This is a genomic window from Desulforegula conservatrix Mb1Pa (assembly GCF_000426225.1).
Classification (GTDB): Bacteria; Desulfobacterota; Desulfobacteria; order Desulfobacterales; family Desulforegulaceae; genus Desulforegula; species Desulforegula conservatrix.
In genome coordinates this window covers 16,537-42,409 of record NZ_AUEY01000004.1, presented here as the reverse complement: position 1 = coordinate 42,409, position 25,873 = coordinate 16,537, and the positions used below count along the sequence as shown (strand labels likewise).

Genomic DNA, 25,873 nt, shown 5'->3' with positions numbered 1-25,873 from the left:
CATTATTTGTGAATGTCATCATCCGTCTTTTATTGTCGGCTTCCGGCTTTTATGACAATTCAGGGCTTTTTGTGATTCTTTTGGGTTATTCGTCTTTGGTGGTTAGCTTTGGCTTATGTGCAGCAAATCTTAGCACAGGCCTTTTTAAAAACCAATCAGGCTTTTTATATCTCAGGTTTTGAAAAAAGGGAAAATATTATGAGAAATTCAGAAGGCAGACAGATAAAAAATACAGCCGGTTTCATCAGACTCATGTGTTTATTGTTGTTTTTGACTTTTTTTTGCGCTCCTGCACTCTGCATGGAAACAAAGCCAGCTGTCATCCAGGTTTATCTGAGGGATGGGCTTGTAATAGAATCAAGTGGCAGGCCTGCCGGGCCACCATCTGCCGCCGGTTTATCCTCGACTGTTTCAGAAAATATCAAGCTGAAGAGCATCAATATAGGGATGATCGGAGCAATCATGAACGGACGGTTCGTCCAGATAAACTGGGATGATGTACTGAAAGAAGCCGTGGAAATTGAGCTCATGAGTCCGGGGCTAAGTCCATATAAGAAGGGGCAGCTCAGGATTAAAAAAATTAGCGGTGAAACAAGCATTTTAACAGACGCCACTTTATTTAAATATGTGGGACACGATACTCCGGTTAAGGAATTTGTGGTCTACAGTTATGACGGCTTCAATAAATCCTGGCGTGAGGAGAATCTTGATGTCGCCAAGGTTAAAAAAATCTCCATTGTATCCAATATAATAACTCCTTCGGCACCGGTCGCTCATAAATCTCAGCCGAAGAAAGTGGCGTCTAATTCTAAAAGTTCCGTTGTCACGATTAAATTTGAACCTGAAATTGACGAAGTTGCTCCTGAATACCATAAAAAGCTTAAGGCTCTTGCTGATACTTTTAAGAAGGATAAGGGAAAAAGCCGCAAGATATATGTCACAGGTCACACTGATTTTGACAAGGACAAGGAACGGAGCATGGAGATCAGCAAAATCAGGGCCGAGGCTGTTAAGGATTATCTTGTAAAAAAAGCGGGCGTGCCTGAGTCAAAGATCAAGGTTTCTTACCTTGGTGACAAGAAACCTGTAGCCACAAACAAAACTCCGGATGGCAGAGCTAAAAATAGAAGGGTCGAAGTATTTATAAAATGATCTTCGGATTTTGCTTAATAATGACAAGATCGCAAAAAGTCCTATTACAGTCATTCCGGCGCAGGCCGGAATCCAGAAGAGGCTGAAATTAATGGATGCCGGATCAAGTCAGGCATGACGCTGACATCTTTTTTTTGACTTTTTGCAAAGCCAACAATTATTTACTGGGCCTAGGGTGAGCTTCGTGTTTAAAAAACTATCAATTCTGGCATTATGCTCCATGCTGTTCTCCTGCGGGAATCTGATCGCACTGAAGCCAGGAAACATGCTTTCTAATCAGGAAACAAAAGAATATAAAAACATCCCTTATATTGTTTCAAAAAATAGAGACAGCATTGCCATAGCAGGCTCTGTTAATTCACCTTGTTCGTCACTCATGCGCCTGAGGGTGGAGCTTCTTGTGGAAAATTTTAAGGATGCTCCATCTGATTTTCTTTTTCATGAGATTTCCGCAAGCTATAATGGCAGGCCATTAAAAGTGTACTCGTTTTCAGAACTGATTCAGGAGATTCAGATTTACAGGAATAATCAGGGCATAATTTTAGGGGGCAAACGCTTTGGTGGTGATGATGGCAGCGGAATACATAAGATGATGTATGATGACAGGAATTATCCTCCTGGCAATCTCAACTCGGAGTCAGGCAGATATTTTGAGGAGCCTTCTTCTGAATCAAAAGGGACAGATGAAAAGACCGAAAGCGGCTTTAAGCAATCTTCCATGTATTCTGATGATTTCGATTTCAGCAAGATTTACAGGGAATCTCTTCAGAACAGGATCCTTAAAAAAGGTCAGCCTTATACCGGTATTCTTGTGATTGAGCATCCTTCCATTGCTGATAATAATTCAGGGCCTGATGAAGGTCTTGGTAAAGGTTCTGATACAGTTTCTGGTACAGGTTCGGGTTCAGCAGCAGGGGATCTTATTCTTTCTGTTGCAGTAGGAAGAGAGATTCATAAATTCAATTTTAGTATTTCTAAACTGGAAAGGAAATAGAGCTGTAAATGTCTGCAAGCATATATCACAAACTGGCAAAGCATCTTGATAATCAGCCAGGAGGATATCCTTCAACTCCTGATGGTGTTGAAATACGAATTCTGAAGCTTCTTTTTACTCCTGACGAGGCAGAATTTGCGCTGCATTTGAATATGATTGCTGAAGAACCAACCACTCTCGCTGTCAGAGCAGGAATCAGTGCAGAAAAAGCTCAAAATCTGATTGAAAATATGACCACCAAGGGGCTTGTTTTTAAGATTAGAAAAGATGGAAAGCCAGACAGCTACATGGCTGGTCAGTTTATTGTTGGCATATGGGAATTGCAGGTCGGCAGACTGACTCCTGAGCTTGCAAGGGAGATGGAGGCATATATGCCCGTGGTTCTAAGTGCGGATGTCTGGCAAAAAACTCCCCAGATGAGGGTTATTCCGATAAATAAAAGCATTGATCCGGTGCTAAGAGTAATGACTTATGAAAATGCTGAGGCACTTGTTAAAACAAAGACCAGTTTTGTAATAACGCCTTGTATTTGCAGAAAAGAAAAAGCCCTGAAAGGTCATATTTGTGAGAAGCCCGTTGAAACCTGCATTACTTTCGGAAGTGACGAAGATTTTTTTCTGAAAACAGGGGCAGGCAGAAAGGCATCTCTTGATGAGGTTCTTGAGCTTCTGGCATTGGCTGATAAGGCTGGGCTTGTTCTTCAGCCCACAAACGGAAAAGACATCAGCTGGATTTGCTGCTGCTGCGGGTGTTGTTGCGCTCTTCTTCGCAATATTAAAAAAAGTCCTAATCCGGGTGAAATTATTGCGTCTCCTTTTTATGCAGTAGTTGATGCAGATCGTTGTACAGGCTGCGGAATATGTCTTAAACGTTGTCAGGTTGATGCCATATCTTTCAGCGGTGATCTTGCGGAAATTATGAAAAAAAGATGCATAGGCTGCGGTCTGTGTGTCACAACATGTCCATGGAAAGCGATTGTACTTAAGAGAAAAACCAAAATTGACCAGCCTGTTCTTCCGGACAGTTTTACAATGACTTATCTAAGGCTTGCAAAGAAACGAGGGAAAATAGATCCTCTTTCCCTGTCTTTAATGGCCGGTAAATCCATGAAAGACAGGTTCAAGGCCAGGAATAAGAACGATTAGTTCATTTCATAAGATAGTGGGATTTTACAGAACAACCCATACAGCCCTGTTTCTGATATTGTCCAGAACATTTAGGGAAACGCTGGAAGAAAACACTGCTGGCCCTGATTTTCTTCTGCCCAGTACGATTGTCCCATAGTGTCCCTTTTCAGCTTCGCATATGATAGCCTTGGCTACGTTTGCTGTACACCTCAAAGCTTTTATTTCAATCTGTTTTTCCGTTAATCCGGCCTCTTTGAACCTTTTTTTTGCAAGCCCATAGAAATTATCTAATTTCTTATTGTCTGCGGCGATGTCGATATTGCATGAATCGCATTCCTTGTCGTTGAAGTTTATTCCTGAAAAAGATCCGAAGGCAGGCATCACATGCATAAGTGTGATTTTTGCATCAGGGTTTCCGCTTAGAATAAAGCAGAGATGGTCTACGGCACGAAAAGAGTTGGTTGTGCCGTCAACCGCGAGGAGAAATTTTTCTGAATTTATTTCACCATCAACAACCCAGAGAGGTATGAGTTCCGAACTTTCAAGCAGGGACTTGGACAGGCTTCCCATTAAGGTCTCCTGTATTTTTGTCAGGCCTCTTCTTCCAATAATTATGGCATCATAGAGTTTCATATTTGCGTGGGCAATTATATCCTTGGCCACGCTGTGGGCTTTCATTGGCGAAAAGCACTCAATTTTGTCTCTGCTGACTCCGAATCTTGTGAATCTGTCCGTGCAATACTCAAATACGGTTATAGCATCCTCGCTGTGCTTTTCAGATTGTTTCTGTAATCTTTTTATGGCTTCAGGGTCTTTTTTTGCTTCTTCCATAAGAAAACTGGAAATGGTTGGCTGAATATGAATGAGGGAAAAAGACACGTCAATTTTTTTAGCTATCATTGCTGCGTATCTTAGGGCATTCACAGTATATACTGAAGGATCAACGGCTATCAGAATTTTCTTTTCCATAAGATATCCTTTGTCTGATGGCACTGGTTGAAAAATCCGGAGCTTGATTTCGTCTTTTTTATTATTATACAAACAAGTTGAAAAAAAGTCGAAGCTGTTTTTGGGCTTTAATGTCTTTTCTATTTCAGTATGGCCATCAGAAACACCATTACAAAAAGTCCTGCTGTTTCAAGTATTCCCATCACCATTATATAAAACCCGAAACCTTTTCCTGTCTCGCCCATAGCGTCTGCTGCAAGCGCTCCTGCCTTTCCTGTGTATACAGCGGATATGCCTATGGCGATTCCTCCAAGAAGTCCTGCCAGGAATCCTGTTATTGGAAGAATTTTATCAGCGGCTTTTATTATGGAATTCATCAGAATCATTCCGTAAATAATCTGTGAAAGCGGGATGCCCACAAAGGCAATCAGGATGAAGGGCGCGGGTTCACCCCTTAAAAAGCACTTCTTCATAGCGGCTATTGATGCCATGCCAGCAGCGCTTGCTCCCAAAACAGAGCCGACTGCCGGAAAGAAAAGCGCACAGACAAAGCCTATGCTTGGGAGAATTTCCATGTGTTCCTCCTTGGAAAATTATCTGAAAGGAGCATATTTTATGCCCGTCCATTCCATGTTTAGGTGGGTAGAATATTCCAGAAAATTAAGTCTGATACCGTGAACCAGAACAGCCATTACAGCCAGCGCAATATTGATGGCATGGCCTGAAATTAATATAAGTACAGCCGCAGTCGCTGGAATAAATGATTCGAAACCAACACTCAACGCAATGTTGTTGAATGCGACAGCCATTTCCTTTGAAGCAAGTCCGACTGCAAAGAGACGGATATATGAGACAGTGTCAGAAAAGCAGCCAATACCACTCAGAAGGGTCATCGGCATATTTTTCAGACCTCTTATCATTCCGCTTTTGAATCCGTCGCTGTTCTGCCCGGCAAATATCAAGACGCAGATTGATCCGAAAATAACCAGCGGTTTTATAAGTGGAGATACGGGACTGTTCAGAATCAGGAAGTCTATTATGAAAAAAACTCCGCCAAGCACGGCTATCCAGCCTGCTTCCGCAAAAATCAGAAGTGAAGGATAAGCCCTTGCCGCCCTCCATACATGGGCTGAAGCAAGTTGCAGAAAAGCTATGACCATGCAGATCCTTGGGATTGATATATCACTCTCGGGCGAAAAACCAAAAATTGAAGGAATGATGAAAGCTCTGAAAAAAGGAATTTCAGCTATCCTTTCAGACGCGAACCATATGCCTGAAATTGCCCCCCAGATGATTGCCGCAGTTGAAAGCAAATAAAGAAGGAGTATCGCATTTTGGGGCAATCGGTTCGTGAATCTGCTGAATAAAAATGTGGCTATGAGAATAATCACACCATAGCCAGCATCACCAACGAGTATCGCAAAAAAAATGGTGAAAAAAACAAGGAAAGACATGCTTGCGTCGTATTCGTGGTAAGCAGGGACTATCCCCACAAAATCCATTACAGGACTGAAAAGTCCGGATATTTTAGAATGTCTTACAAGTGTGGGCGCAGGATCTTTTTCATCAGGCGCTTCAGACATTATTGCCCATGCATGCTTTTCAGCCAGTTTTTTTAGTCTGTCTGCTTCTGATTCAGGACAAAAACCAGTAAGTATGGAGATTCTATCTTTTTCAATTATTCCTGCTTTTACAGTTTCAAACTCAAGTCTCTTCTGAAGGCTTAAAAGTTCGTCCTCCAGCGCCTTTTTTAATTTACCATATGATTCAAGCTTTATTTCAAGTTCAAGAAGCTTTTTTTCTTTCTCTTTAATAATACCGGCCACGGTTTCTACATTTCTCAGCGGCGGGAAAACTTCCTGGAAACCAAGATCTGAATCTATTGCCTGATTATAAAGAACAACCCCTGCAACTGTCATTCCTCCGTCATCAAAAGCATAAAAACTGAAAACATTGTCAGGGAATTGCGCCATATCTTTCTTGGGGCATCTGAAAAATCTGATATTTATTCCTTTATTTATAAGGTCATCAATCAGAGTCTTGTCAGACTTTCCCCATTTTTTTATGGAGTCCAGTTCCTTTTCAAGCGGTTTAAGATCTTCATGAATGATTTTGATATTGGAGGCTGTTGCAATAATGTTATTGGCAAGCCCAATTAAATCACCATTTTGAGTTGTTTGGTCATCGTTATCTTTGGTTTCAGGAAGCAGGCTTAAAGCTTTATCCAGAATTCCAGTGTTTTTTTTGAGCATTTCAATTTCAGGGGACTCTGGCTTTTTACCCGGAGATGGGTGAAATGATCCATATTCACGAAGTGCGCAAAGAGTCTCCTCCGTTTTTACGGAATCAAAAATCACGGTGATTTTTTTCATGGATACGATCATGTACGCCCCGCAACAAAGAATAGCGATTATTGCGCTGTTTTCGGGTTGTGTTTGTCTATCAAAAACCGAGTCTTATGAGGATCGCTTTTTGAAAAAAGCTCCGCAAAAACTTTTTAGGATTTTCGATTTTTGAAGCCTGATTTCATGAAATCTTTTTCTTTGCCATCCTTGCCCAGCCAGCTGCAACGGTCTGAAGATCACCGAGATAAATATTTATTTTGCTTATTGAATCAACTGTTTCAGGTATTTTTACTTTTTCAAACAGATTGACCCTCTGGCTTGTTATCCTTAGTTCCTCGGAAAGTAGTTTTTTCTGAGTTTCCAAAACTGAAATTCTGATTTTTAATTCCAGCAGTTCTTTAATGACAAGAACCGCGCTATCTACCCAGAGCGGAGTCTCAAAAAAATCATAGGATTCTGTTTCAATTTTCACATATTCCAGCACTGGAATATCTATGCCTGCAATATTGTCCAAGCCTGTTATGATTTCTTTCACGCTTACAAGTTTGCCAAGATCAGTTTGTTCACAGAATACTCCCTGCCACTGACTAACAGACTCATATATTGATTTTTCAGTTTTTCTGTTAAGTTCTATCTGTTCGTTGATGCGCGCCACTTCTTTCTGGAGAAGCTGCTTTTTTATGTAAAGGGTCGGCAGATACCTCCTGAATCTCTTCAGGCTGTCTTTCTGTTTTTTAAGCTCTATCTTTGTCAGCTTAATTCCGGCCATTTTATTTCCACAATCCATAAGTTTTTTGCGGAGCTTTTTTTCAAAAAAGCGACCCGCCGGAGGCTCTCATTACCCATGCATAGCTACGTCCGATGAATCAGGCCAGAATTTTGAGATAAGATCCGACCTCATCCCTGATTCGTCAGGAGAAAAGCATTCGCTAAGAATTTCCCATCCCCTGTCCAGGGCCTCGAAAAGAGAAATATTGACATCAAGATCCATGAGGCCTTCTTCAAAATCTCTGCCGTATTTCAGAAGTTTTTCGTCCCAGGATGACATTCTGAAGCCCATGGCTTTTTTTTCGAGGGTTGCCTGAAAATATGCGTAAAGCCTGATCATTGCGTCCATAAGGCTTCTGTGATCTTCCCTCGTGTCCTTGTTCACAAGCTGCCTGAGTCTGCTGAGTGAACCGAATGGCTCAATCTTGCCATTATTCAGATAATACTGACCTTCGGTTATATAACCTGTGTTGTCAGGAACAGGATGGGTGACGTCGTTGCCAGGCATTGTTGTTACAGAAAGTATTGTGATTGATCCTGCTTCTGTGAAATCCACGGCCTTTTCATATCTTTCCGCAAGCCTTGAGTAGAGATCTCCGGGATAGCCCCTGTTTGAAGGAACCTGATCCATGCTCACGGATATTTCCTTCAAAGCATCGCAGTAACTGGTCATGTCAGTCAGAAGCACAAGAACTCTTTTGTTGTCAAGTGCGAATTTTTCAGCAACAGCCAGACAAAGATCCGGAATATTCAGGCATTCGACAACAGGGTCCTGGGCTGTGTGCACGAACATTACGCTTCTGAATGCGGCGCCTCCTTTTTCAAGCCTGTTCCTGAAAAAAAGATAGTCATCGTACCTTAAACCCATGCCTCCGAGAATGATTATATCCACCTCGGCCTGGAGCGCGATTCTTGCGGTAAGCTCATTGTAAGGCTCGCCAGCGCTGGTGAAAATTGAGATCTTCTGGGATTCCACCAGGGAATTGAAAACATCTATCATCGGAATCCCTGTGTGGATCATCCTTGAAGGCACGACACGTTTTGCCGGATTTACGGACGGCCCCCTTGTTTCAACCTGATGATCCGAAAGAACCGGGCCTTTGTCCCTTGGCTCACCTTTGCCGTCGAATACTCTCCCGAGGAGATTTTCAGAAGCCGAAACCTTCAGAAAATGTCCGAGAAATCTGATTTCATCTCCTGTTGATACACCTCTGTTGCCTGCCGAAACCTGAAGATGGACAAGATCTCCGTCAATCTTGATGACTTCAGCAAGAGAGCTTCCTGATGGGGACGATATCAGCGCAAGCTCTCCGTAGCTGATTCCTGATGCCTGAACAGCTATGACGCTTCCTGTTATCTGAAGAATCTTATTATATACTTTCCTCATCGCTTTCTCTTTCAGCCCCGACATTTTCAAGCGCAGCACTTTCAGAACGGTAGCCTGCAAGTCCTGACGGTTTCCTGAAGCTCGCTTCCATATTGGTTTCTATTAATGCCTGTCTGAGATGTGGAGAGCTTTCTTTTAAAGAAGTGTCCGCAAATTCTGATAAAAGGGATTCTATGGCGTCTTTCTGTTTGTTAATATTTTTTGAATCCCAGTGCGAGCAGTTGTAGTCTATGAAAAGTTGTCTGAATCTGTAAAAAATGCTCCTTGCTTCTTCTTTGTCTTGGAATATGAATTCAGTATTCATGATCCTTGAAATAATCGAGAAGAATTCAATCTGGCGTTTTTCAGGAGTTGAGGCGTCAACCTCATCAAAGGCATTTTGCTGAAGATAAACAGCATCAAAAAGCTCTGCCTTCAGATAAATTATAAAATCATGGATAGACGTTCCTTCCTCTCCGATTACCTTCATCATCTGGTCTATCTCAGAAGCCCTTGCGAGAAAGGCTATTGTCTGTTTTCTTGCTTTTTCAGGAATTATTCCCTTGTATCTTGACCAGCTTTCAAGCGGAGAGATTGCAGGAAAGCGCCTCGCGTCGGCCCTTTCGCCTGAAAGGGCATGGAAGGCTCCCACAACCTTAAGGGTGGATCTTGTTACTGGTTCATCAAAATTGCCTCCTGCAGGGCTTATGGTTCCGCCAATTGTCACTGAACCTTTGCTTCCGTTACTTAGTTTTACTGCTCCGGCCCTTTCGTAAAATTCAGCAATGAGAGACTCAAGATAAGCTGGGAATGCCTCTTCTCCGGGGATTTCCTCAAGCCTGCCTGATCTCTCCCTGACTGCCTGTGCCCATCTTGAAGTGGAATCGGCAAGCATAAGTACATCAAGCCCCATCTGTCTGTAATACTCAGCTATTGTGACTGCCGTATAGACAGAGGATTCCCTTGCAGCAACAGGCATGGAGCTGGTGTTGCAGATTATGACTGTTCTTTCCATAAGGGATTTGCCAGTGTGGGGATCTATAAGTTCAGGGAATTCCTTTATGGTTTCCACAACTTCGTTGGCTCTTTCACCGCATGCGGCAATTATAACAATATCGATTTTGGCGTGCCTGCTTGTAAGCTGCTGGAGAACTGTCTTGCCTGCTCCGAAAGGCCCTGGAATGCAGTATGTCCCGCCTTTTGCCACAGGAAAAAGAGTGTCTATTATCCTGTTTCTCGTGATGAGCTGCTCGTCCGGGAAAAGTCTTTCTGCGTATGATCTGACAGCCTGCTTCACCGGCCATCTGAAACTCATTGTAAGAGGCCTTTCCTTTCCTTTTTCGTCTTTCAGCGTGGCGATAGTCGAATCAATGCTGATTTCAGAATTTTTGGATATTTCGGTGATTTCATGAATTCCGTTAAAGAAAAAAGGAACCATTATCTTATGCTCAAATATCCCTTCATGAACGAATCCGATATGATCGCCTGCACTGACTTTGTCGCCTTTTTTGCATAAAGGCGTGAAATCCCATTTTTTTGCATTATCCAGAGCCCTTAGCTCTATTCCTTTTTCAAGAAAAAAGCCTGTCAGCTCCGCGACAGCATTAAGAGGATTTTGAAGGCCGTCAAAAAGCGATCCAAGAAGTCCTGGCCCTAATTCGACTGACAGCAGCTCACCAGAAAATTCAACGGCATCTCCATTTTTAAGGCTTTTTGTGCTTTCAAACACCTGGAGTTCGGCAATATTGTTTTTTATTCTTATGACTTCTGATTTTAGGCGCAGGTTTTGTGTGATGGCATAGGCCACTTCGTTCTGGCGCACATCATGGTCAAACCGGACCTTTATGATATTGCCGTTTATGCCTGTTATCTCGCCTATGCTTTTTCCCATGGGCTAAATGCCGTGCCTCCGGCGGGTCGCTTTTTTGTAAAAAAGCTCCGCAAAAAACTTTATGTGTTTTTGATTGTTATTCTATGTTGAAAAAGCTTTGCTGTCTGGCTTAAATGACTCGAGCAGACTCTTGAATACTTGCCCGCCTTTTGCCTGATCAAAGGATTCGAGCCTTTCCATTATTTTTAGTTTCAAGGCATAAGAGATGATTTTTTCAAAGTCGAAATAATGCCCGAATTCCATTTTATCAAGATGGTTCCATCTCGCTTTTGCCAGAACCCTTTCAGCATCGAGCGGATTTTTTGCCTCCATGATCCGGTTTATAAGCCCCTGATGTTTATTGTCAATTTGGGGCAGGGGAGGTATAAGCCCCTTATCCCTTTTCGAAATTTGACTGGCACGCATGATGGCCAGCTCCTTTTTCAATCCCCTGTCCCAAATATTCCATTCATCGTAAAAACTGTGAAGCGGTTTGTCTTGGGATTCTCCAGTGATTATGCCCTGAAGAGCTTCAAGGTCTTTACGATTAAGATGATCAGAGCAGAGCTGTCTGAACTGTTTTGAATCAACAGGCGTCTTTTTTTCAAATAAAAGTGAAGGAAGAATAGAGATCAGATAATAGTATTGTCTGTTCATCATGCCTTCCTTAATGCGGGGTTTCGTAGGGTGCTCAAGCCGCAAGGCTTGCGCACCGAAATGGTTCGCAAACCCATCTGGTTTTAGTACCTTACATTTTTTCTTTTTAAACAGGATCAAGCAGTTCTTTTATTTCAGATGAAAGAAAGAACATCAGGATTTCAGCAATACTTTCATCACTGAAATCATGGTAAAAGTTCTCTCCTTTTTTTGATATGCGGAAGCCAGCCTTTAGGTCAGGAATCGGTATTATTTCAAGGCCAGACACCACTTTACCTGATTTTATTTCTTCTGAAATTGCCGAATAAAGAACCTCTTTTATTCTGTTGCTGTCTTCATCTGATATCTGGATTTTTATGTCTTCCCATGTGGCCGATTCTGACCATTTATCCGTAACTTTGAGGATCATGTCTTTCAGGAGGTTTTCGCATAGAACTTCTGCGCATTTTTTTCTGACAAGATTCTTAAACAGATTTTCAAGATATGACCGGATCATCAGGATGGAATCCCTGACTGCAAATTCAAGGGCTTTTCTGCTTATATTTTCTTTGTGGGCTATTTCTTTTTCAGCATCAGCCTTGAGTATTTCAGCCGCTATTTTTGCCCTTTTAATAATATTGTCGGCATCGGCACGCGCCTCGTCTTTTATGCGCAGGCCTTCTTTTTCCGCTGCTTCGATGCCGTCAGAGCGGATTTTTTCTATGATTATGTCGAGATTTGTTGTTTCAATTTCAGGTTTGCCCATTTTTCCTCGTTTATTGAGTCTGGAAATGGTCAATTGTAATTTGAAAGCTGAAAAAAAGTCAGAATGCGGAAGGACTTGCAGCGGTTTTTTTATTTAGCTGCTGAAAAAATAATAATGTATTTCTTTGTTAAAAACCAATGAAATATCAATTCTTGAATATTGCTTTGATTGTCTCAAAAGTTTTATTTGCCAAATCCTATTTGCCTATTAGTGCCACTATTTCTGCAACGCTTTTCAGGAACTGGCCGCTTCCTTGATTAATATAGATCCCAAATTGGGCAATAAGTGAATAGGCCAAGGCAAACTGTGCAACAGCAAATGCGGCAATCGAGAACTGGCAAATGCTGAAAACTCCTATTCCGAACTGGGCAAGAGTTATGACTCCGCATCCGAACTGGCCTATGGCTATTATGCCTTTTGCAACAACTGGAGTGCGATTTGGTCTGTATTTGAATGACACATGCAAAAGCGGAAGACCGAAAAATTTCAGCTTGGATTTGTATTCGTAACCCCAACCATCCCATTTGCTCTTTGAAGGGTAGGGGGCTCCGCATTTCGGACACGAAACAGCCTGTTCAGATATTTCATTGCCGCATTCCCTGCACGGTTTCATAGGCTCTTTTCCTCCATATTATTAGTTATTTGCAAAAAATCACAAAGCTCAAATGTATCAATTCATGATGTAAGGCAAATTCTCCTCTGCCTAATGTTGACAAGGTTGCAAAAAGTCCGATTACCGTCATTCCGGCTCAGACCGGAATCCAGAAATATTTGAAAATACTGGATGCCGGATCAACTCCGGCATGACGATAAAGCCATTTTTTGACTTTTTTCGAGTCGATCAATGCTTTTTATAATATGGAATTATTATCTGTTTTAAATTGAGCCACCAGATTCTTAAGCTCTTCAGCGAGTTTGCTGAGGTCACTTGCGCTTGTCTGCACCTGAATTCCCCCGCCTGCTATTTCGCCTATGCTGACGTTTACATGGGCAATATCTTCGGCAATGGAACGTGACACTATTGCGGTCTGGCCTACTCTGTCATTCGAATCTTTGACTCCTGCTGAAACGGTTGCGATATTTGCCGCGAGATCCCTTGTTACAGAAGATTGTTCTTCTATTGCCGCGGCAATTCCGGCAACAATATCTCCCACCTGGGTAATAACAGAAGAGATTTGTCCAATATTTCCTATGGCTGCTGAGGATGATGTCTGAATTCCTGTTATTCTGTCTTTTATATCAGATGTGGCAGTCGCAGTTTGTCTTGCCAGTTCTTTTATTTCGTTTGCCACAACCGCAAAACCCTTGCCTGCTTCTCCGGCTCTTGCCGCTTCAATTGTGGCATTAAGGGCAAGCAGATTGGTTTGTTCTGAAATATCGGATATCGCTTCCGTAACTTTGCCTATTTCCTGGGCAGCAAGTCCAAGTACTTTCATTGTATCAGATGCTGTTTTTGCCTGAACTGAAGCTTCTCCGCTGATGCTTCTCGCTTTTTCAGTGTTTGCGGCAATTTCTCCAATTGTGGCGCTCATTTCTTCTGTGGCACAAGCTACTGAGTTCAGGTTTGCCGTGGAGCGATCCATTATTCCTGCGACGGTGTCTGTGCTTGAGCTTGCTTCTTCTGCCGCAGCCGCAACTGATGTGGTCTTCTCTGATATTCCCCTGGTGTTTGATGTCATCTGGGTCGAAACAGCGGAAAGCTCTGTAGATGACGAAACCATGGTCTGAACGCCGCCGGTAATTTCACGTATTATTTTTTTCATGCTTTCATTAAGAAACTTGCTGGAGCCTGCTACATCACCTATTTCATCACCGCGTTGTAAATCAGATTCATCCGAAGGTTTTGAAAAATCACCCTTTGCCATTTCCTGAAGATGAACAGAAACCCTTTTTAAAGGAATGGCAATACTCCTGCTGATGGATATACTAAGAAAAATGGAAATGATTAGGCCAAGCATCATGGCCATAGCAATCTCGCTTCTAACCGATTTTTCTGAAGAATGTGCTGTCAAAGTACTCTCATTTGCAACTTGGTTATTTATTTCAAATATCTTGTCCAGAAGATTTTCAGATAACCTGAAGTCGGCATCCAGTTCCTTTAATGAAGAGGCCAACATTTTGTCGTAAATGGCCTGGTCTTTAGACTCCTGATATTTTTTGCTCATCTCAATAAAATCTTCTGAAGCCTTTTTCCATTTGGTCCATACAGGTACAAACTCTTTCCACAGTGTTGCCTCTTCTTCGGTCTGGGGCAATGGCTCATATATTTTCCAGCCTTTGTCCGCACTTTCAAAAGCCTTTTTGATATGGTCATACTGCCTTTCCGCGTGAGTCTTGGAATCGGCCTGGATCAGCAGAGTACGCTGGGCCGTCTTTATAGTAATCTGTGCATCATTCATAAGTGCCAGGCCATAAAGGCTGGGTATTCTTACATCGCCAATTTCATTGATGTTTTTATTCAGATTAAGAACTCCCATAAATCCAACAATACCTATAATCATAGCTATGGCGGTAACCAGCATAAATCCGACTGCTAATTTTTTGGCTATTTTCATGTTATTCAGTAAGTTCATGAGGTTATTCCTTCTGGGTAGAAAATTAAAAATCAGAACACTTTAAAAGCTTCAAAAAAGATGTTTTCGGCGGTTTTTTAGTACGCAGTGTTTTTATTTACCATTAATTAAGGATAATTGGTACTTTTCTTCTCCGGGTTATCAATAAAATCAAGGTTATGATAAATCAAATCCCAATAGCCAGACTTTCAAGAACCTTTGTCAGTTCACTTACCCTGAATGGTTTTATCAGGCACGCTGAAAATCCGAATGCCGACGGATTCGACATTATTGAATCACCAGAATATCCGCTTGCTGCCACAAGTTTTATTGATGGATCAATATCAAGAATTTCATCCACTGAGTCTTTGCCGCCTCTTCCTCCCGGAATGGTCAGGTCAAGTATTGCCGCTACAAAGGATTGATTCTCATTATGAGCCTGTCTTACAAGTTCAACCGCTTCGTCTCCGTTCGAGGCGCTCACTACGCTATAGCCAAGTCTGGACAGCATGGAGGATGTGACTTTGATTATGGATTCCTGATCGTCCATGACAAGAATTCTGCCACTACCTTTGTAAGCTGTTTTTGTCCCTGTTTCAGCAATTTCGGCCTGCCCCGAAGCTTCTGGCAGATATATATGGAAATTAGTGCCTTTGCTTTCTTCTGTTTCGACCTCTATTATTCCATCATGTCTTTTGATTATTGAATAGCAAGTGGCTAGTCCGAGTCCTGTGCCCTGTTTTTTTGTGGTGAAAAAAGGATCAAAAATATGCTGAAGGTTTTCCCTCGAAATTCCGGGGCCATTGTCAGTTATGGAGATTCTGACATAATTTACTCTGGGTAGTAATGCAGGAGCTTTATGAGGAGGGACTTTGGACAATACAACCTCAAGTTTGCCGCCAAGTGGCATTGCCTGTCTGGCATTTATGGCCATGTTATCTATTACCTGCCCCATCTGATTCTTATCGAAATCGCAGATGAATGGGCAATCAGGAATATCAAATGAAATGGATACATTGGAGCCTGTTAATGCGAACTGGAATGAATCCCTTACAAGCTTGCCTATATCACCGATTTTTCGTACAGGATCTCCTCCCTTGGCAAATGTCAACAGTTGTTGGGTCAGATCCTTTGCCCGTTCAAAAACTGTCATGGAATCTGTAATGCTTGTTTTGATATTTTCCAGGTCACCGTCATTTGCATATTCCAGAGCCATGTCTATGAATCCGAAAATTCCGCCGAGCAGATTATTGAAATCGTGGGCAATGCCACCTGCCAAAATATTCAGTGATTCAAGCTTTAAGGCGTTTTGAAGAGCATCTTCAATTTTTTGTTTCTCCGTCATATCCCTGAAAACAAGAACAACCCCGATTATTTTGCTGTTTTTATCAAGGATAGGCGCACCGCTGTCAGCAATAATCCTCTCGTCTCCATAGCGGCTTACAAGGACTGTGTGATTCTCAAGCTCTATGCTATTTCCGGTCGTGATAACTTTGTGCGCCGGGTTCTCGCATGCAATACGAGTTTTTTTATTTATGATTCTGAATACCTCGTCAAGCGGTTTGCCAACAGCGTCTTTAAGCATCCAGCCTGTTAACTCTTCAGCGACTTTATTCATAAGGGTTATTCTTCCATCAGTATCGGTTGTTATTACTCCATCACCGATGCTGCGGAGAGTAACCGCAAGTCTTTCCTTTTCTGCCAGAAGAGCTGCTTCGGCCTGCTTGAGTTCTGAGATGTCTATAAAAGTTACAACTACTTGCTGAAGTTCATTGTTTTCAAAAAAAGACGGATATGCGCTTACAAGTACCCATGCGATTTGTTGTGTTTGATTCTTTCTGATCCCGACAATATATCTTGTGAGAGGCTGCCCTGTCCTTATAACCATATTAACAGGGTATTCCTCCACAGGCATTATTGATCCATCGTCACGGAGAAACTTCCATTCAGGGTCAATGGCTTCCTTTCCAAGTATCTGATTTTCCGAGAGGCCAAGAATCTGGCTTGCAGCTGCATTACTGATGAGGATTCTGGTATCAGGAGCATGAACTACAATGCCGACCTGGAGATTCATAAGAAGGCCCCTGTACTGTTTTTCGCTTTCTTTGCGGGCGTTTTCTGCAATTTTTCTTGAGGATATATCGTCAATTACAGCTATGAAGAAGATTGGAGATTTTTTTTCATCTCTGACCAAAGAAACTGTCAGGTTAATCCATACATTTCCCCCTGTTTTTTTAATATATCTTTTTTCGAGTGTATAGGTGGATATGATTCCTTCCAAAGCTTTTTTGTAAAATTCAAGATCCGAATCAAGATCTTCCGGGTGAGTGATATCCTGGAAAGTCAGGTTTAAAAGCTCTTCCTTTGGATAGGAAACTATTTCGCACAGCTTGTTGTTCACTCTCAGCCATTTGCCATCGATGCCAACTATCGCCACCCCCACCGCCGCTTGTTCGAATATTCCCCTGAAACGATTCTCGCTTTGGTGCAGTTCAATATTCTGTTCTACAAGAGCCTTTGTTTTAGCTTTAACCCGAAGTCTTAGAATTATAACAAAAGCAAATAAAAAAATGATACCGCCAAAGAGAACAATAATGCCCATTATCACTTTGCGAGGAATATGAGATTGGCCGCCCTCTATCCATTCTCTGATTTTCAGGTTTAAAAATGAATGATCATCTACCTTCATCTCTTGAATATGGCGGTCAAGGGCTTCAAGTAAGACGGCATTTTTACCTTTAAGAACTGCATAGGATATACGCACTGGAGAAAACATGATTGAGGTGCGCTCGACCGGGTAGTTTACTTCAAGTGACATTCCAGCAATATTTGCGCAAATTCCAGCATCTGCCTCATGATTTTCAATGGCCTTAAAGACTTCCTTGTAATCAGATTTTTCTATCAGCTTTGCCTTGATACTGAACTGATCGAGCAGGCTTTTGAATCCTATCGTATAAATACTGCTTTTAAGCACAGCTATTGTTTGGTTTTTAAGATCAAAAATACTGTCTATTTTTATGTCTTTGGACTGGTAGATAAGACCCCAGTCGAGTATTAGAAAACCCTTGGGGTAGTCATAGATCTTTGCCCGTTCTTCGGAGTAACCTATACAGACCACAATATCTATTTCGCCGCTCTCAAGCCGCTTCAGGCAATCATTCCAGCTTCCGGGGATGTATATGATCTGCCAGCCTTCCTTTTCTGCAATATGATTCAGCACATCGACATATAATCCACTGGGTTCATGCCCTTCTTCAAAAAAAACCATGGGTTTGAAATTATAAACACCGGCCTTGACCAATGTTGAAGCTGGAAAGGCAGGCATGGCACAAATCAAAATCAGGGCTAAAAAGAGAATTGGGATAAGAAAAGATCGTTTGATGGAAAATCGAAGATGCATTTTATTTTCCCCTGTTATTAGCTCAGTGCTTTACGCGGATATGGTTTATGCCAGTTGAAACGGGGCTTTTTTTATATCTGGCCGGGAAAGTTGCATGGTTTAAGTGATCTTGGGTCTTTTCTGCTGAGGCTTTAAGTGTAGATTGAGGGAGAAAAGACTTTTTGTTTCGGCCTGTAACAGTAAAAAAAGAACGATGGTGCAATGCCTTTAGAAAAGATGAAGAAGAATGTTTTTAATATTTGCAGATTACCACAAATCCGATTGGAACCTCTAATCATTTTTGACGGTTTTTATTAAAAAAGGTTGATTTGGAGTTGGGGAACATCTGTAAAAACAAATTTTAGAATTTGAAAAGTTGAAAAGAATTTTTGAAATAATTGCTTGTTTAAACCGCTCTAATTTTAGGCATATCCCGTCTTTGCACGTACTATTGGGCTTACAAAAAGGTGCGTGGTAAAGCTCCACGCACCCTGCAAAAATATTAATATGGCAAAATCATACTGACTTGCCTTTGGCTCTCTGTCTGTTATCAACCTCGCATGAAACGCCTTCACCGCGCATCATGGGCAAAAAGCATTTATTGCAGGAAAGGCAGGTTGCTTTTTCTGTGTTTCCAGCCTGCCAGCGGCTCACAAGTTTTGGCTCGCGTATAAGCGGCCTTGAAAGGGCGATGTAGTCTGCCATCCCTGAATTCACGATTTTTTCGGCAACGTTGAAAGACCTTATTCCTCCGACCAGCATCAGCGGAATACCAAGCTGCTTTTTGAATTTAACGGCAGAGTCGCGATAATAAACTTCATCTTCCTCGGTCTTCAGAAGTCCTTTTCTGACCGGAGATTTCTCCTCAGCTCCAAGAATTCCTCCGCTCATTTCTATTGCATCTGCACCACCTGCTTCCAGCATTTTTGAAACGGCCAGCATATCATCGACGTTAAGTCCGTTTTCCGTGAAATCCTCTGAATTCAGCTTAACAGTTACAGGAAAATCACGTCCGGTTTTTGATCTGATGTTTTCAAGTACCTCGACAAGGAATCTCGCCCTGTTTTTGACGCTTCCGCCGTAAGAGTCAGTCCTTTTGTTTGATCTTGGCGATAGAAACTGGCTGAGCATGTATCCGTGGGCAGAATGAATCTGAACTCCGTCAAATCCTGCTGTCTTTGCCCTTAGAGCCGCATCTCCGAATGCTGAAATCAGACTTTTGATGCCATCCACGGTTATTTCACGGCATATTGTCTTTTCATCTTTTTTGATTTCTGATGGCCCCAAAGCATCAAGTCCGGATGATTTAACGTCCGCATGTGCCCCTGCGTGGGCAAGCTGGCATATGATTCTGCCGTTTTTTGCATGAACAGCGTCGGCCATTTTTTTGAGTCCAGGAATCATTTCATCAGAATGAATTCCTGCCTGAAGTGCTCCTGCCCGCCCTTCAGGGCTTACGAAGGTGTGGCCTGAAATAATCAACCCCACATTGCCTTCTGCAAGATCCTCCATCATTTTTATAAGAGCATCAGTACATGTGCCGTCAGTATTGGCAAGAGCCTCGTGAGTCGCTGATCTTACGAACCTGTTTGAAAGATTCATTCCATTAATGCTGGTTTTATCAAAAAGCTTTGACATGAAATTTCCTTTATAAATCTTGGTGTGGCTAAGCTTATTGCTCAGAATTGCTGACCTTTTCTTCTAAAAAAATTCAAAGCCCATGTTGCATAATTATTAGTGTATCAGGCATAACCTTTAAGTTTTTGCGGAGCTTTTTCCAAAAAGCGACCCGTCGGAGACATCTCTTAAATAGCAAATTGTAATTAAGCCCTTCGTCGTCTGAATTGGTCAATTCCGCTTCTTGTAATGATCTTGCCCATGGATACCCATACGTTTTCATGCGGCTTGGGTTCCTTGCCTTTTCCAATTCTGCCTATCTGGTTTTCGTACCAGGTGATCTCGAGCATAGCCATTCTGTCTAATGCCTTGACTCCTGTGGTTAGCGGTTTAACCGTGCTTCTGTAAGGCTGGCCGGAAAGAATCTCGTTGGGAAGATTAGGATCAACGACAATTGGTCTTCCAAGTCCGACCATGTCTATTTCTCCTCCTTCCATTGCTGCGGCCATTGCATCTGAAGTTCTGAAACCGCCTGTTACCACAAGTGGCACATTTACGGTTTTTCTTATCTTTCTGGCAAATCCCAGAAAATATGCCTCTTCTCCGCTCTTTGCCATTCTGCTTCCTGTCATGGCTGGAGCCTCATAGGTTCCGCCTGAAATTTCCACAAGGTCAATGCCTTCGCTCGCAAGGGCTGTGACAACTTCGGCCGCGTCGTCTTCTGAAAAGCCGCCTTTAAGGAAATCAGCGGAATTGAGCTTTATTCCCACAGGAAATTCCGGGCCCACCTCATTTCTTATGGCCCTGTAAATTTCCATTACAAAGCGCATCCTGTTTTCAATTGAACCTCCCCATCTGTCATTTCTCTGGTTGTGAAGAGGTGACAGAAACTGGCTGACAAGATATCCATGAGCTCCGTGGATCTGAACTCCAGTGAATCCGGCTTTTTTGACTATGCCAGCAGATCTTGCGAATCTCAGAATAAGCTGCTGGATTTCTTCTTCGCTGAGCTCCTTTGGAGTCGCAAAGAATTTACTGAGCGCGGACTCGAACGGAATGGCAGAAGGAGCAACCGGCTTCGGAGACAGATTCTTAGGACTCTGCTTTCCAGGATGATTGAGCTGAACCCAGATGTGCGCGCCATTTTTTTTTCCAGCGTTTGCCCATTTAGTAAGGGCTGCGAGATGTCGCTCATCCTCGATCACCACGTTCATAGGCTCGCCAAGAGCTGTCTGATCTATCATCACGTTTCCTGTGACAAGAAGACCTGTGCCTCCGTCCGCCCATTTTGCGTAAAGAATCGGAAGCGCATTGCTGGGAGCGAATTCAGGAGTGCCAAGTATCTCGCTCATGGCTGATTTCAGAAATCTGTTTTTTATAACCGCCCCGCAAGGCAGGGTGAGAGGTTTACCCAGTTTTTCATATGGTTTTGTCATGGTGGCCTCCGTATATTTATCATTAAGGATATGGTGTGTTTTGTATGGTCAATTTGCCATCAAAAATCTAACATCATGAGCCTCCGGCTGGTCGCTTTTTGTAAAAAGCTCTGCAAAAACTTTATGTTTATGATTTTTATTTTCAAAAAATCCCCCATAAGTTTTTCAGCCCCGATTATGTATATGGGTCATTCTATTTTATGAAATCCAGATAATACCCTGCGGTTTCCTCTGGTCTTTCAATCATTGGCGTATGACCGCAATCTTTCATTATGATTTTTTTTGAATTCTTTATGCCTTTGGTCAGAACATCAGCTCCTGAAACATCAAGAATTTTGTCCTTGTCACCCCATAGAACCAGAGTTTTTGCGGAAATATCCTTCATTCTTTCCTCAAGAACAAAGCTTTGTGCAAATTCTTTGAAAACCTTTTCGTTGAAATCCCTGTGTTTAATGGCAATGCCTGCAAGATGGTTTTTGACAGAGCAGGGAATATAAGGCTGCTTTTCGAAGCAGAGATCAAGGAGATGGTCGTATTCCTCATTGGTGCTTACAATAAGAGGATTCTTCCCTTTTTTAAGCTCTTTAACCAGATCGTTTTCAACAACCGGCTTTATCCCTGCTGGAGCAAAAAGTCCGACGGAAAGTACTTCTGAAGGATATTCAGCTCCGTACACTCCAGCAATGTAACCGCCCATGGAATTACCGACTATATGATATTTTTTCATTCCAAGTTTTTCAGCAAACTGATGCACTCTTTTGGCCTGGGCTTCTACGCTGTATGATTCTTCAGGAATTCGGGAACTTTCTCCAAAACCAGGCAGATCCAGGGCAACCACATGGTATTTGTCAGTCAGATATCTTGAAAAACGGGTCCAGTTATCCTTGTCTGCACCAAAACCATGTATGAGAATAATATTATCCCCAGTTCCTCCTTCAAGATAATGGATCGTGTGAGTGCCCACAGTTACAGTCTTGTTTTCAAGATCAGCCCTTGAATGTTCTATGTATTTCGAAACTGAAAGAAGGGTGGATGCACATCCCATAAAGCTCAAAAGAAGCATCGTAACTAATGTTCTCAAAACTAATTTCATTTAAAGATTCCTTTTTTTAGAAACATTTTTATTGTCTAAACTTGGATTATGTTTTGATTTCATTATAAGTATACTCGCCCACCTCATCATGCTTCCCAGAATCGTTATCCGAAACGATATCTGGATTCTGTTCTCTTTTCTTGCCAAGAAAAAGCATCCCTAAAAGTGATACAGAAATGACTACGGCAATCGCTACAGTGAGCATGAAACCATCATGGCCAAACCTTGGATAGATTATAAAAGGAACAAACCATAAATATAAAAATGAATGTAGCGCTCCAATCATTACGAATCTAATCAATATTTTCTTTTTCATCATGTTATTGCTTTTTAGAAAACCTGTTAATATTTCCCATCAGACACTGCTATTTTCCCAGCTGTCTTGTTTACCTGATTACAGATTTAGGCGTAGCAGCCATTCTCACAACCCTGATGTTTGCCCGGTCTATTAGTTCGCCATTTTTAGGGCCAATCTGTTCTTTCCAGACATCGCTTTCGTAAATAGTCTTATAAAGCCTTTCCTTTTCCTCTTCACTTTCAAAGCGTCTGATCCAGATGTATTCGTCCGGGTTGTCGAGGGAAACAAAGCTCGCCACAAAGGTTATGCCCCTTGAAACCTGAAAAGGAATTACCACCTCTTCCATCTGATTGACCCATTCTTCCATCTTGCCCGGCTTTACCGGATAGAATCTTAATTCAAAAAACATTTCTGTTACCCCTGCTGATCAAAAAGTTTGCGAATTTCCTCGACCCTTGCCCTGTTGACGCCAAAGTCAGAATAGCCGAGCCTTGAGGCAGACCTGATATTTATGATGCTTTTATCTTTATCAAGAAGGCATTCCACATCATCCTTGAATCTGAAAACTGCGGATGAGAATACAGCCTTGATATATCCTTGTTCCTTGATTTCTATTTCAGCCCGTTTCATGGAAAGAATAACTTTTTCAAGCTTTTCCATAGCCTTTTGCGGGTCCCCCTTGAAGCTTATGGGGGCAATTAAATGCGATTCCATTTTTGACAAAGAAGACACACAGTTTGGTGAATCAGGACATTCAGACATACGTTCCATTGTATTGCCTCCTTTTGCCGAGCATCCTGTAAGGGAGAAGGCAATTAAAAATGCCATCAAAATTTTCATCATGCATTTCCTTCCTGGTGGAAAAAATCATTGAATAGAGCGGCGTGTTTCTGTTCATCTGGCAGAATTGCCATGATTACATCAAAATACCCGCCTTCTTCTCCGCTGGCCAGAGCTTTTTCTATCTGCCTCACAGCCATCTTTTCAATTGAACCCAGGCGCTTCAGTTTTAGTTTGAGCGGAAGTGGCCATAAAATCACTCCCATTGTCTTTCCCGCAAGCTGCCATGGCCATTCATAGCCAGGCTGCTTTCCGTAGCGGTCAGAATAAAGTTTGGCAAAAAGCTTGCTGTGTTTATGTTCATGTCTTGAAAAAAGGCTCAACTTTTCAGCAAGTTCAGGATTCTTTTTTGCGTTCTGATCCGCTAATTTGCTGTAATAACCTTTGCCGATGAGTTCCATCCTGAAAGACAATCTAATTTTTGATTTCATGGCCTTTTCCTGACTATTTTTTGAGCATGTTTATGAATTTTTCTGCAAGTTCTTCGTCTGACGCCGGGTTTTGGCCTGTAACAAGTTCTCTGCAAACCACTACGTTATTTTCGAACATATTCTGGCCAGGCTTCATATTCCCGCCTGCAAGCTTAAGTGTGGTCTGCGGGTCAAACTGAACAAACCCGCCTATGCCCCTTTCGCCAGCAACCGCGTTTTCTTCGTCAGTGCTGAAAACTGTCATGTCATAGCCAGAATAAGGCCAGTCTTTCATGGCTGATTTTGCCGCTTCAAAGTCGCCAGTCTTAACTTTTTGCATGAATCCGGCTGCGTTGCATATTGCTGAAAGAAGAGCTACAGGCCCATGGCAGACAAGCGCTGTGGGTTTTGACTTTTCATGAAAATGTCTGAAGATTAAGCCTAAATCATGGTTGTCGGTAAGGTCTTCCATCGGAGCATGGCCGCCTGGAACAAAGATCCCGTCAAATCTGTCAAGACCTTCTTCCATGATTTTTTTGAAGCTTTTTACCGGGCTATCCTTTTCAGAAAGAATTTTCAGCTTTTCAAGAAGTTCTTTGTGGATTCTGTGCTGATCTTCATTATTCCCGAAATATGCGGCACTGTCAGATCCTTTATCAAGAAATGGTTTTGTACCTTCAGGATTGGCAAATTCAAGCTCGAATCCGGCATCCAGCATTTTCTTCACAGGAACCATGAATTCGTTTAGGTAGAAACCAGTATTATATATTTTGCCGTCTTTCAGATTGAGACGGTCAGACCCTGATAAAATTACGAGTATTTTTTTTTTCATAGTGATGGCCTCCAGCGGGTCGCTTTTTTGCAAAAAAGCTCCGCAAAAAACTTTATATTGTTTTTGTGTTTGAAATTTCTTTAGAAAAAATCATCAACTATTAAAGTGCTGATTTTAGAATTTCAATCACTTCGTTTTTCCCGATTTTGCCTCTTTCACCAAGCTTCCAGCCCCTTGCTTCAAAGTCATCAGCTATGACAAGGGCTTTTTCTATTTCGATTCCATATTCAGAAAGCTTGGATTTAAGCCCCATTTCCCTGAAAAATTTTTCAGTAAGATAAATGGCCTGCTCAATGATTGAATCCTGACTGCCCTCAGTGATTCCCCATATTCTTGAAGCATATTTTAGAAGTTTGTCTTTCTTGTTTTCCTTCTGGTTTCTCATCACTGCCGGAGCAATAACGGCAAGTGATTCTCCGTGGGCAAGGCCGAATCTTGCCGTAAGTTCGTGGCCTATGGAATGAGATGCCCAGTCCTGGGGAACTCCTGCCGAGATATTCCCGTTCAAAGCCTGGGTGGCGCACCACATTATGTTTGCCCTGACATTGTAATCATTTGGCGTTTCTAAAACTTTTTTTCCTTCTTCCATTAGTGTCAGAAGAATCGCTTCTGCCTGTCTGTCCTGGAGAGGCGCGTTTACGTCATAGGTCATATATTGTTCAAGAACATGGACAAACGCATCAACCACGCCGTTTGAAGTCTGGTTCGCTGGCAAAGAAAATGTCGTTTCAGGATCAAGAATCGAGAATTTCGGGAAAACTTCCGGGCTTCCGAAAGCAAGTTTTTCTCCGGTTTCTCTTTTTGAAATAACTGCAAAGGAGTTCATTTCAGAACCAGTTCCTGAAAGAGTCAGTATCGCGCCGATTGGCACAGCTTTTTTTATGGCAGCGCCTTTAGACAGAATATCCCAGGGATCAGCGCCTTCAAAACATGCAGCAGCGGCTATGAATTTTGATCCGTCAATTACTGATCCGCCGCCTGCGGCCAGTATAAAATCGATTTTTTCTTCCCTGATTATTTTAACTGCCTTCATGCATGTCGCATAATCAGGATTTGGTTCAATTCCGCCAAAGTCAGTTACTTTTCGATTTTTAAGGGCTGCTTTAACCTGATCATACACCCCGTTCTTTTTTATGGAGCTTCCGCCGAATGTGAGAAGAATATTGGCCTGTTCAGGAATGAGTTCTGCTATTTTGGAGATCTCTCCCTTGCCGAAAACAACTTTTACCGGATTGTGAAAAATGAAATTCTGCATTCTAATGTCCTTTCTTGGTTTTTTGAATGACAGTAATACCAGAATCGTGCCAGCGGTGTCCGTGTGCTGATTGTTTAATAATTAAATATAAAATTAATATGTTAAGATTTATGAAGAGGTTTTTGTCTGTAAATTGTATTGTTCGATTTAGGGACATGTTTTGCCATACATGTCCTGTTGTCAATCATT

At 42.1% G+C, this 25,873-nt stretch carries 23 protein-coding genes; 3 read left to right on the top strand and 20 right to left on the bottom strand.

What is annotated here, in order from left to right:
* Window positions 1-198 precede the first annotated feature (198 nt).
* From K245_RS26260 to K245_RS22825, 3 genes are all read left to right on the top strand, one after another.
* Window positions 199-1,152, top strand: a complete 954-nt coding sequence (locus K245_RS26260; protein WP_156906680.1) for an OmpA family protein — start codon at window positions 199-201, stop codon at window positions 1,150-1,152.
* Between the two features lie 184 nt (window positions 1,153-1,336).
* Window positions 1,337-2,146, top strand: coding sequence for a hypothetical protein (locus K245_RS0102875; protein WP_156906679.1), 810 nt, complete (start codon window positions 1,337-1,339; stop codon window positions 2,144-2,146).
* An 8-nt stretch (window positions 2,147-2,154) separates the two neighbouring features.
* Entirely contained in the window at window positions 2,155-3,291 is a 1,137-nt protein-coding gene (locus K245_RS22825) for a 4Fe-4S binding protein (protein WP_051283818.1), read from the top strand.
* A gap of 24 nt (window positions 3,292-3,315) precedes the next feature.
* On the opposite strand, the gene K245_RS26255 is transcribed toward K245_RS22825, so the two are convergent.
* From K245_RS26255 to K245_RS0102765, 20 genes are all read right to left on the bottom strand, one after another.
* Window positions 3,316-4,242 carry a universal stress protein gene (locus K245_RS26255; protein ID WP_027358096.1) on the bottom strand — a complete coding sequence of 309 codons (927 nt, stop codon included), beginning with the start codon at window positions 4,240-4,242 and terminating at the stop codon, window positions 3,316-3,318.
* Between the two features lie 119 nt (window positions 4,243-4,361).
* Window positions 4,362-4,796, bottom strand: coding sequence for an ATP synthase subunit K (locus K245_RS0102860; RefSeq protein WP_027358095.1), 435 nt, complete (start codon window positions 4,794-4,796; stop codon window positions 4,362-4,364).
* 18 nt (window positions 4,797-4,814) lie between these two features.
* A complete protein-coding gene (locus tag K245_RS0102855) occupies window positions 4,815-6,593 on the bottom strand; it encodes a V-type ATPase 116kDa subunit family protein (RefSeq protein WP_232223788.1) in 1,779 nt (592 codons plus the stop codon).
* Window positions 6,594-6,747: 154 nt separating this feature from the next.
* Window positions 6,748-7,335 (bottom strand): V-type ATP synthase subunit D, encoded by a 588-nt coding sequence (locus K245_RS0102845; RefSeq protein ID WP_027358093.1) that lies wholly within the window; start codon window positions 7,333-7,335, stop codon window positions 6,748-6,750.
* Between the two features lie 69 nt (window positions 7,336-7,404).
* On the bottom strand, window positions 7,405-8,721 hold the full coding sequence (locus K245_RS0102840) for a V-type ATP synthase subunit B (protein ID WP_027358092.1): 1,317 nt from the start codon (window positions 8,719-8,721) through the stop codon (window positions 7,405-7,407).
* A complete protein-coding gene (locus tag K245_RS22815) occupies window positions 8,705-10,591 on the bottom strand; it encodes a V-type ATP synthase subunit A (protein ID WP_084156104.1) in 1,887 nt (628 codons plus the stop codon). The genes K245_RS0102840 and K245_RS22815 overlap by 17 nt, the downstream gene beginning before the upstream one ends.
* 81 nt (window positions 10,592-10,672) lie before the next feature.
* Window positions 10,673-11,230, bottom strand: coding sequence for a DUF2764 family protein (locus K245_RS0102830; protein ID WP_084156103.1), 558 nt, complete (start codon window positions 11,228-11,230; stop codon window positions 10,673-10,675).
* A gap of 103 nt (window positions 11,231-11,333) precedes the next feature.
* Window positions 11,334-11,972, bottom strand: coding sequence for a hypothetical protein (locus K245_RS0102825; protein WP_027358090.1), 639 nt, complete (start codon window positions 11,970-11,972; stop codon window positions 11,334-11,336).
* A gap of 196 nt (window positions 11,973-12,168) precedes the next feature.
* Window positions 12,169-12,585: a zinc-ribbon domain-containing protein gene (locus K245_RS0102820; RefSeq protein WP_027358089.1), complete on the bottom strand. Its 417-nt coding sequence runs from the start codon at window positions 12,583-12,585 to the stop codon at window positions 12,169-12,171.
* Window positions 12,586-12,823: 238 nt separating this feature from the next.
* On the bottom strand, window positions 12,824-14,545 hold the full coding sequence (locus tag K245_RS22810; protein WP_051283817.1) for a methyl-accepting chemotaxis protein: 1,722 nt from the start codon (window positions 14,543-14,545) through the stop codon (window positions 12,824-12,826).
* Between the two features lie 166 nt (window positions 14,546-14,711).
* Window positions 14,712-17,924: a PAS domain S-box protein gene (locus K245_RS26250; RefSeq protein ID WP_051283816.1), complete on the bottom strand. Its 3,213-nt coding sequence runs from the start codon at window positions 17,922-17,924 to the stop codon at window positions 14,712-14,714.
* A gap of 495 nt (window positions 17,925-18,419) precedes the next feature.
* Entirely contained in the window at window positions 18,420-19,541 is a 1,122-nt protein-coding gene (locus K245_RS0102805) for an NADH:flavin oxidoreductase (RefSeq protein WP_027358088.1), read from the bottom strand.
* Between the two features lie 185 nt (window positions 19,542-19,726).
* Window positions 19,727-20,956 (bottom strand): NADH:flavin oxidoreductase/NADH oxidase family protein, encoded by a 1,230-nt coding sequence (locus tag K245_RS0102800; RefSeq protein WP_027358087.1) that lies wholly within the window; start codon window positions 20,954-20,956, stop codon window positions 19,727-19,729.
* A gap of 193 nt (window positions 20,957-21,149) precedes the next feature.
* Window positions 21,150-22,049 carry an alpha/beta fold hydrolase gene (locus K245_RS0102795; protein WP_027358086.1) on the bottom strand — a complete coding sequence of 300 codons (900 nt, stop codon included), beginning with the start codon at window positions 22,047-22,049 and terminating at the stop codon, window positions 21,150-21,152.
* Window positions 22,050-22,095: 46 nt separating this feature from the next.
* Window positions 22,096-22,254, bottom strand: a complete 159-nt coding sequence (locus tag K245_RS27990; RefSeq protein ID WP_198013811.1) for a hypothetical protein — start codon at window positions 22,252-22,254, stop codon at window positions 22,096-22,098.
* A gap of 181 nt (window positions 22,255-22,435) precedes the next feature.
* Window positions 22,436-22,756 carry an NIPSNAP family protein gene (locus K245_RS0102785; protein ID WP_027358085.1) on the bottom strand — a complete coding sequence of 107 codons (321 nt, stop codon included), beginning with the start codon at window positions 22,754-22,756 and terminating at the stop codon, window positions 22,436-22,438.
* A gap of 5 nt (window positions 22,757-22,761) precedes the next feature.
* Complete coding sequence (locus K245_RS0102780) at window positions 22,762-23,190, bottom strand: DUF1499 domain-containing protein (RefSeq protein WP_027358084.1); 429 nt, start codon at window positions 23,188-23,190, stop codon at window positions 22,762-22,764.
* Window positions 23,187-23,618: a ferritin family protein gene (locus K245_RS0102775; RefSeq protein WP_027358083.1), complete on the bottom strand. Its 432-nt coding sequence runs from the start codon at window positions 23,616-23,618 to the stop codon at window positions 23,187-23,189. The genes K245_RS0102780 and K245_RS0102775 overlap by 4 nt, the downstream gene beginning before the upstream one ends.
* 13 nt (window positions 23,619-23,631) lie before the next feature.
* A complete protein-coding gene (locus K245_RS0102770) occupies window positions 23,632-24,429 on the bottom strand; it encodes a type 1 glutamine amidotransferase domain-containing protein (RefSeq protein WP_051283815.1) in 798 nt (265 codons plus the stop codon).
* A gap of 100 nt (window positions 24,430-24,529) precedes the next feature.
* On the bottom strand, window positions 24,530-25,684 hold the full coding sequence (locus tag K245_RS0102765) for an iron-containing alcohol dehydrogenase (RefSeq protein ID WP_027358081.1): 1,155 nt from the start codon (window positions 25,682-25,684) through the stop codon (window positions 24,530-24,532).
* Window positions 25,685-25,873 lie beyond the last annotated feature (189 nt).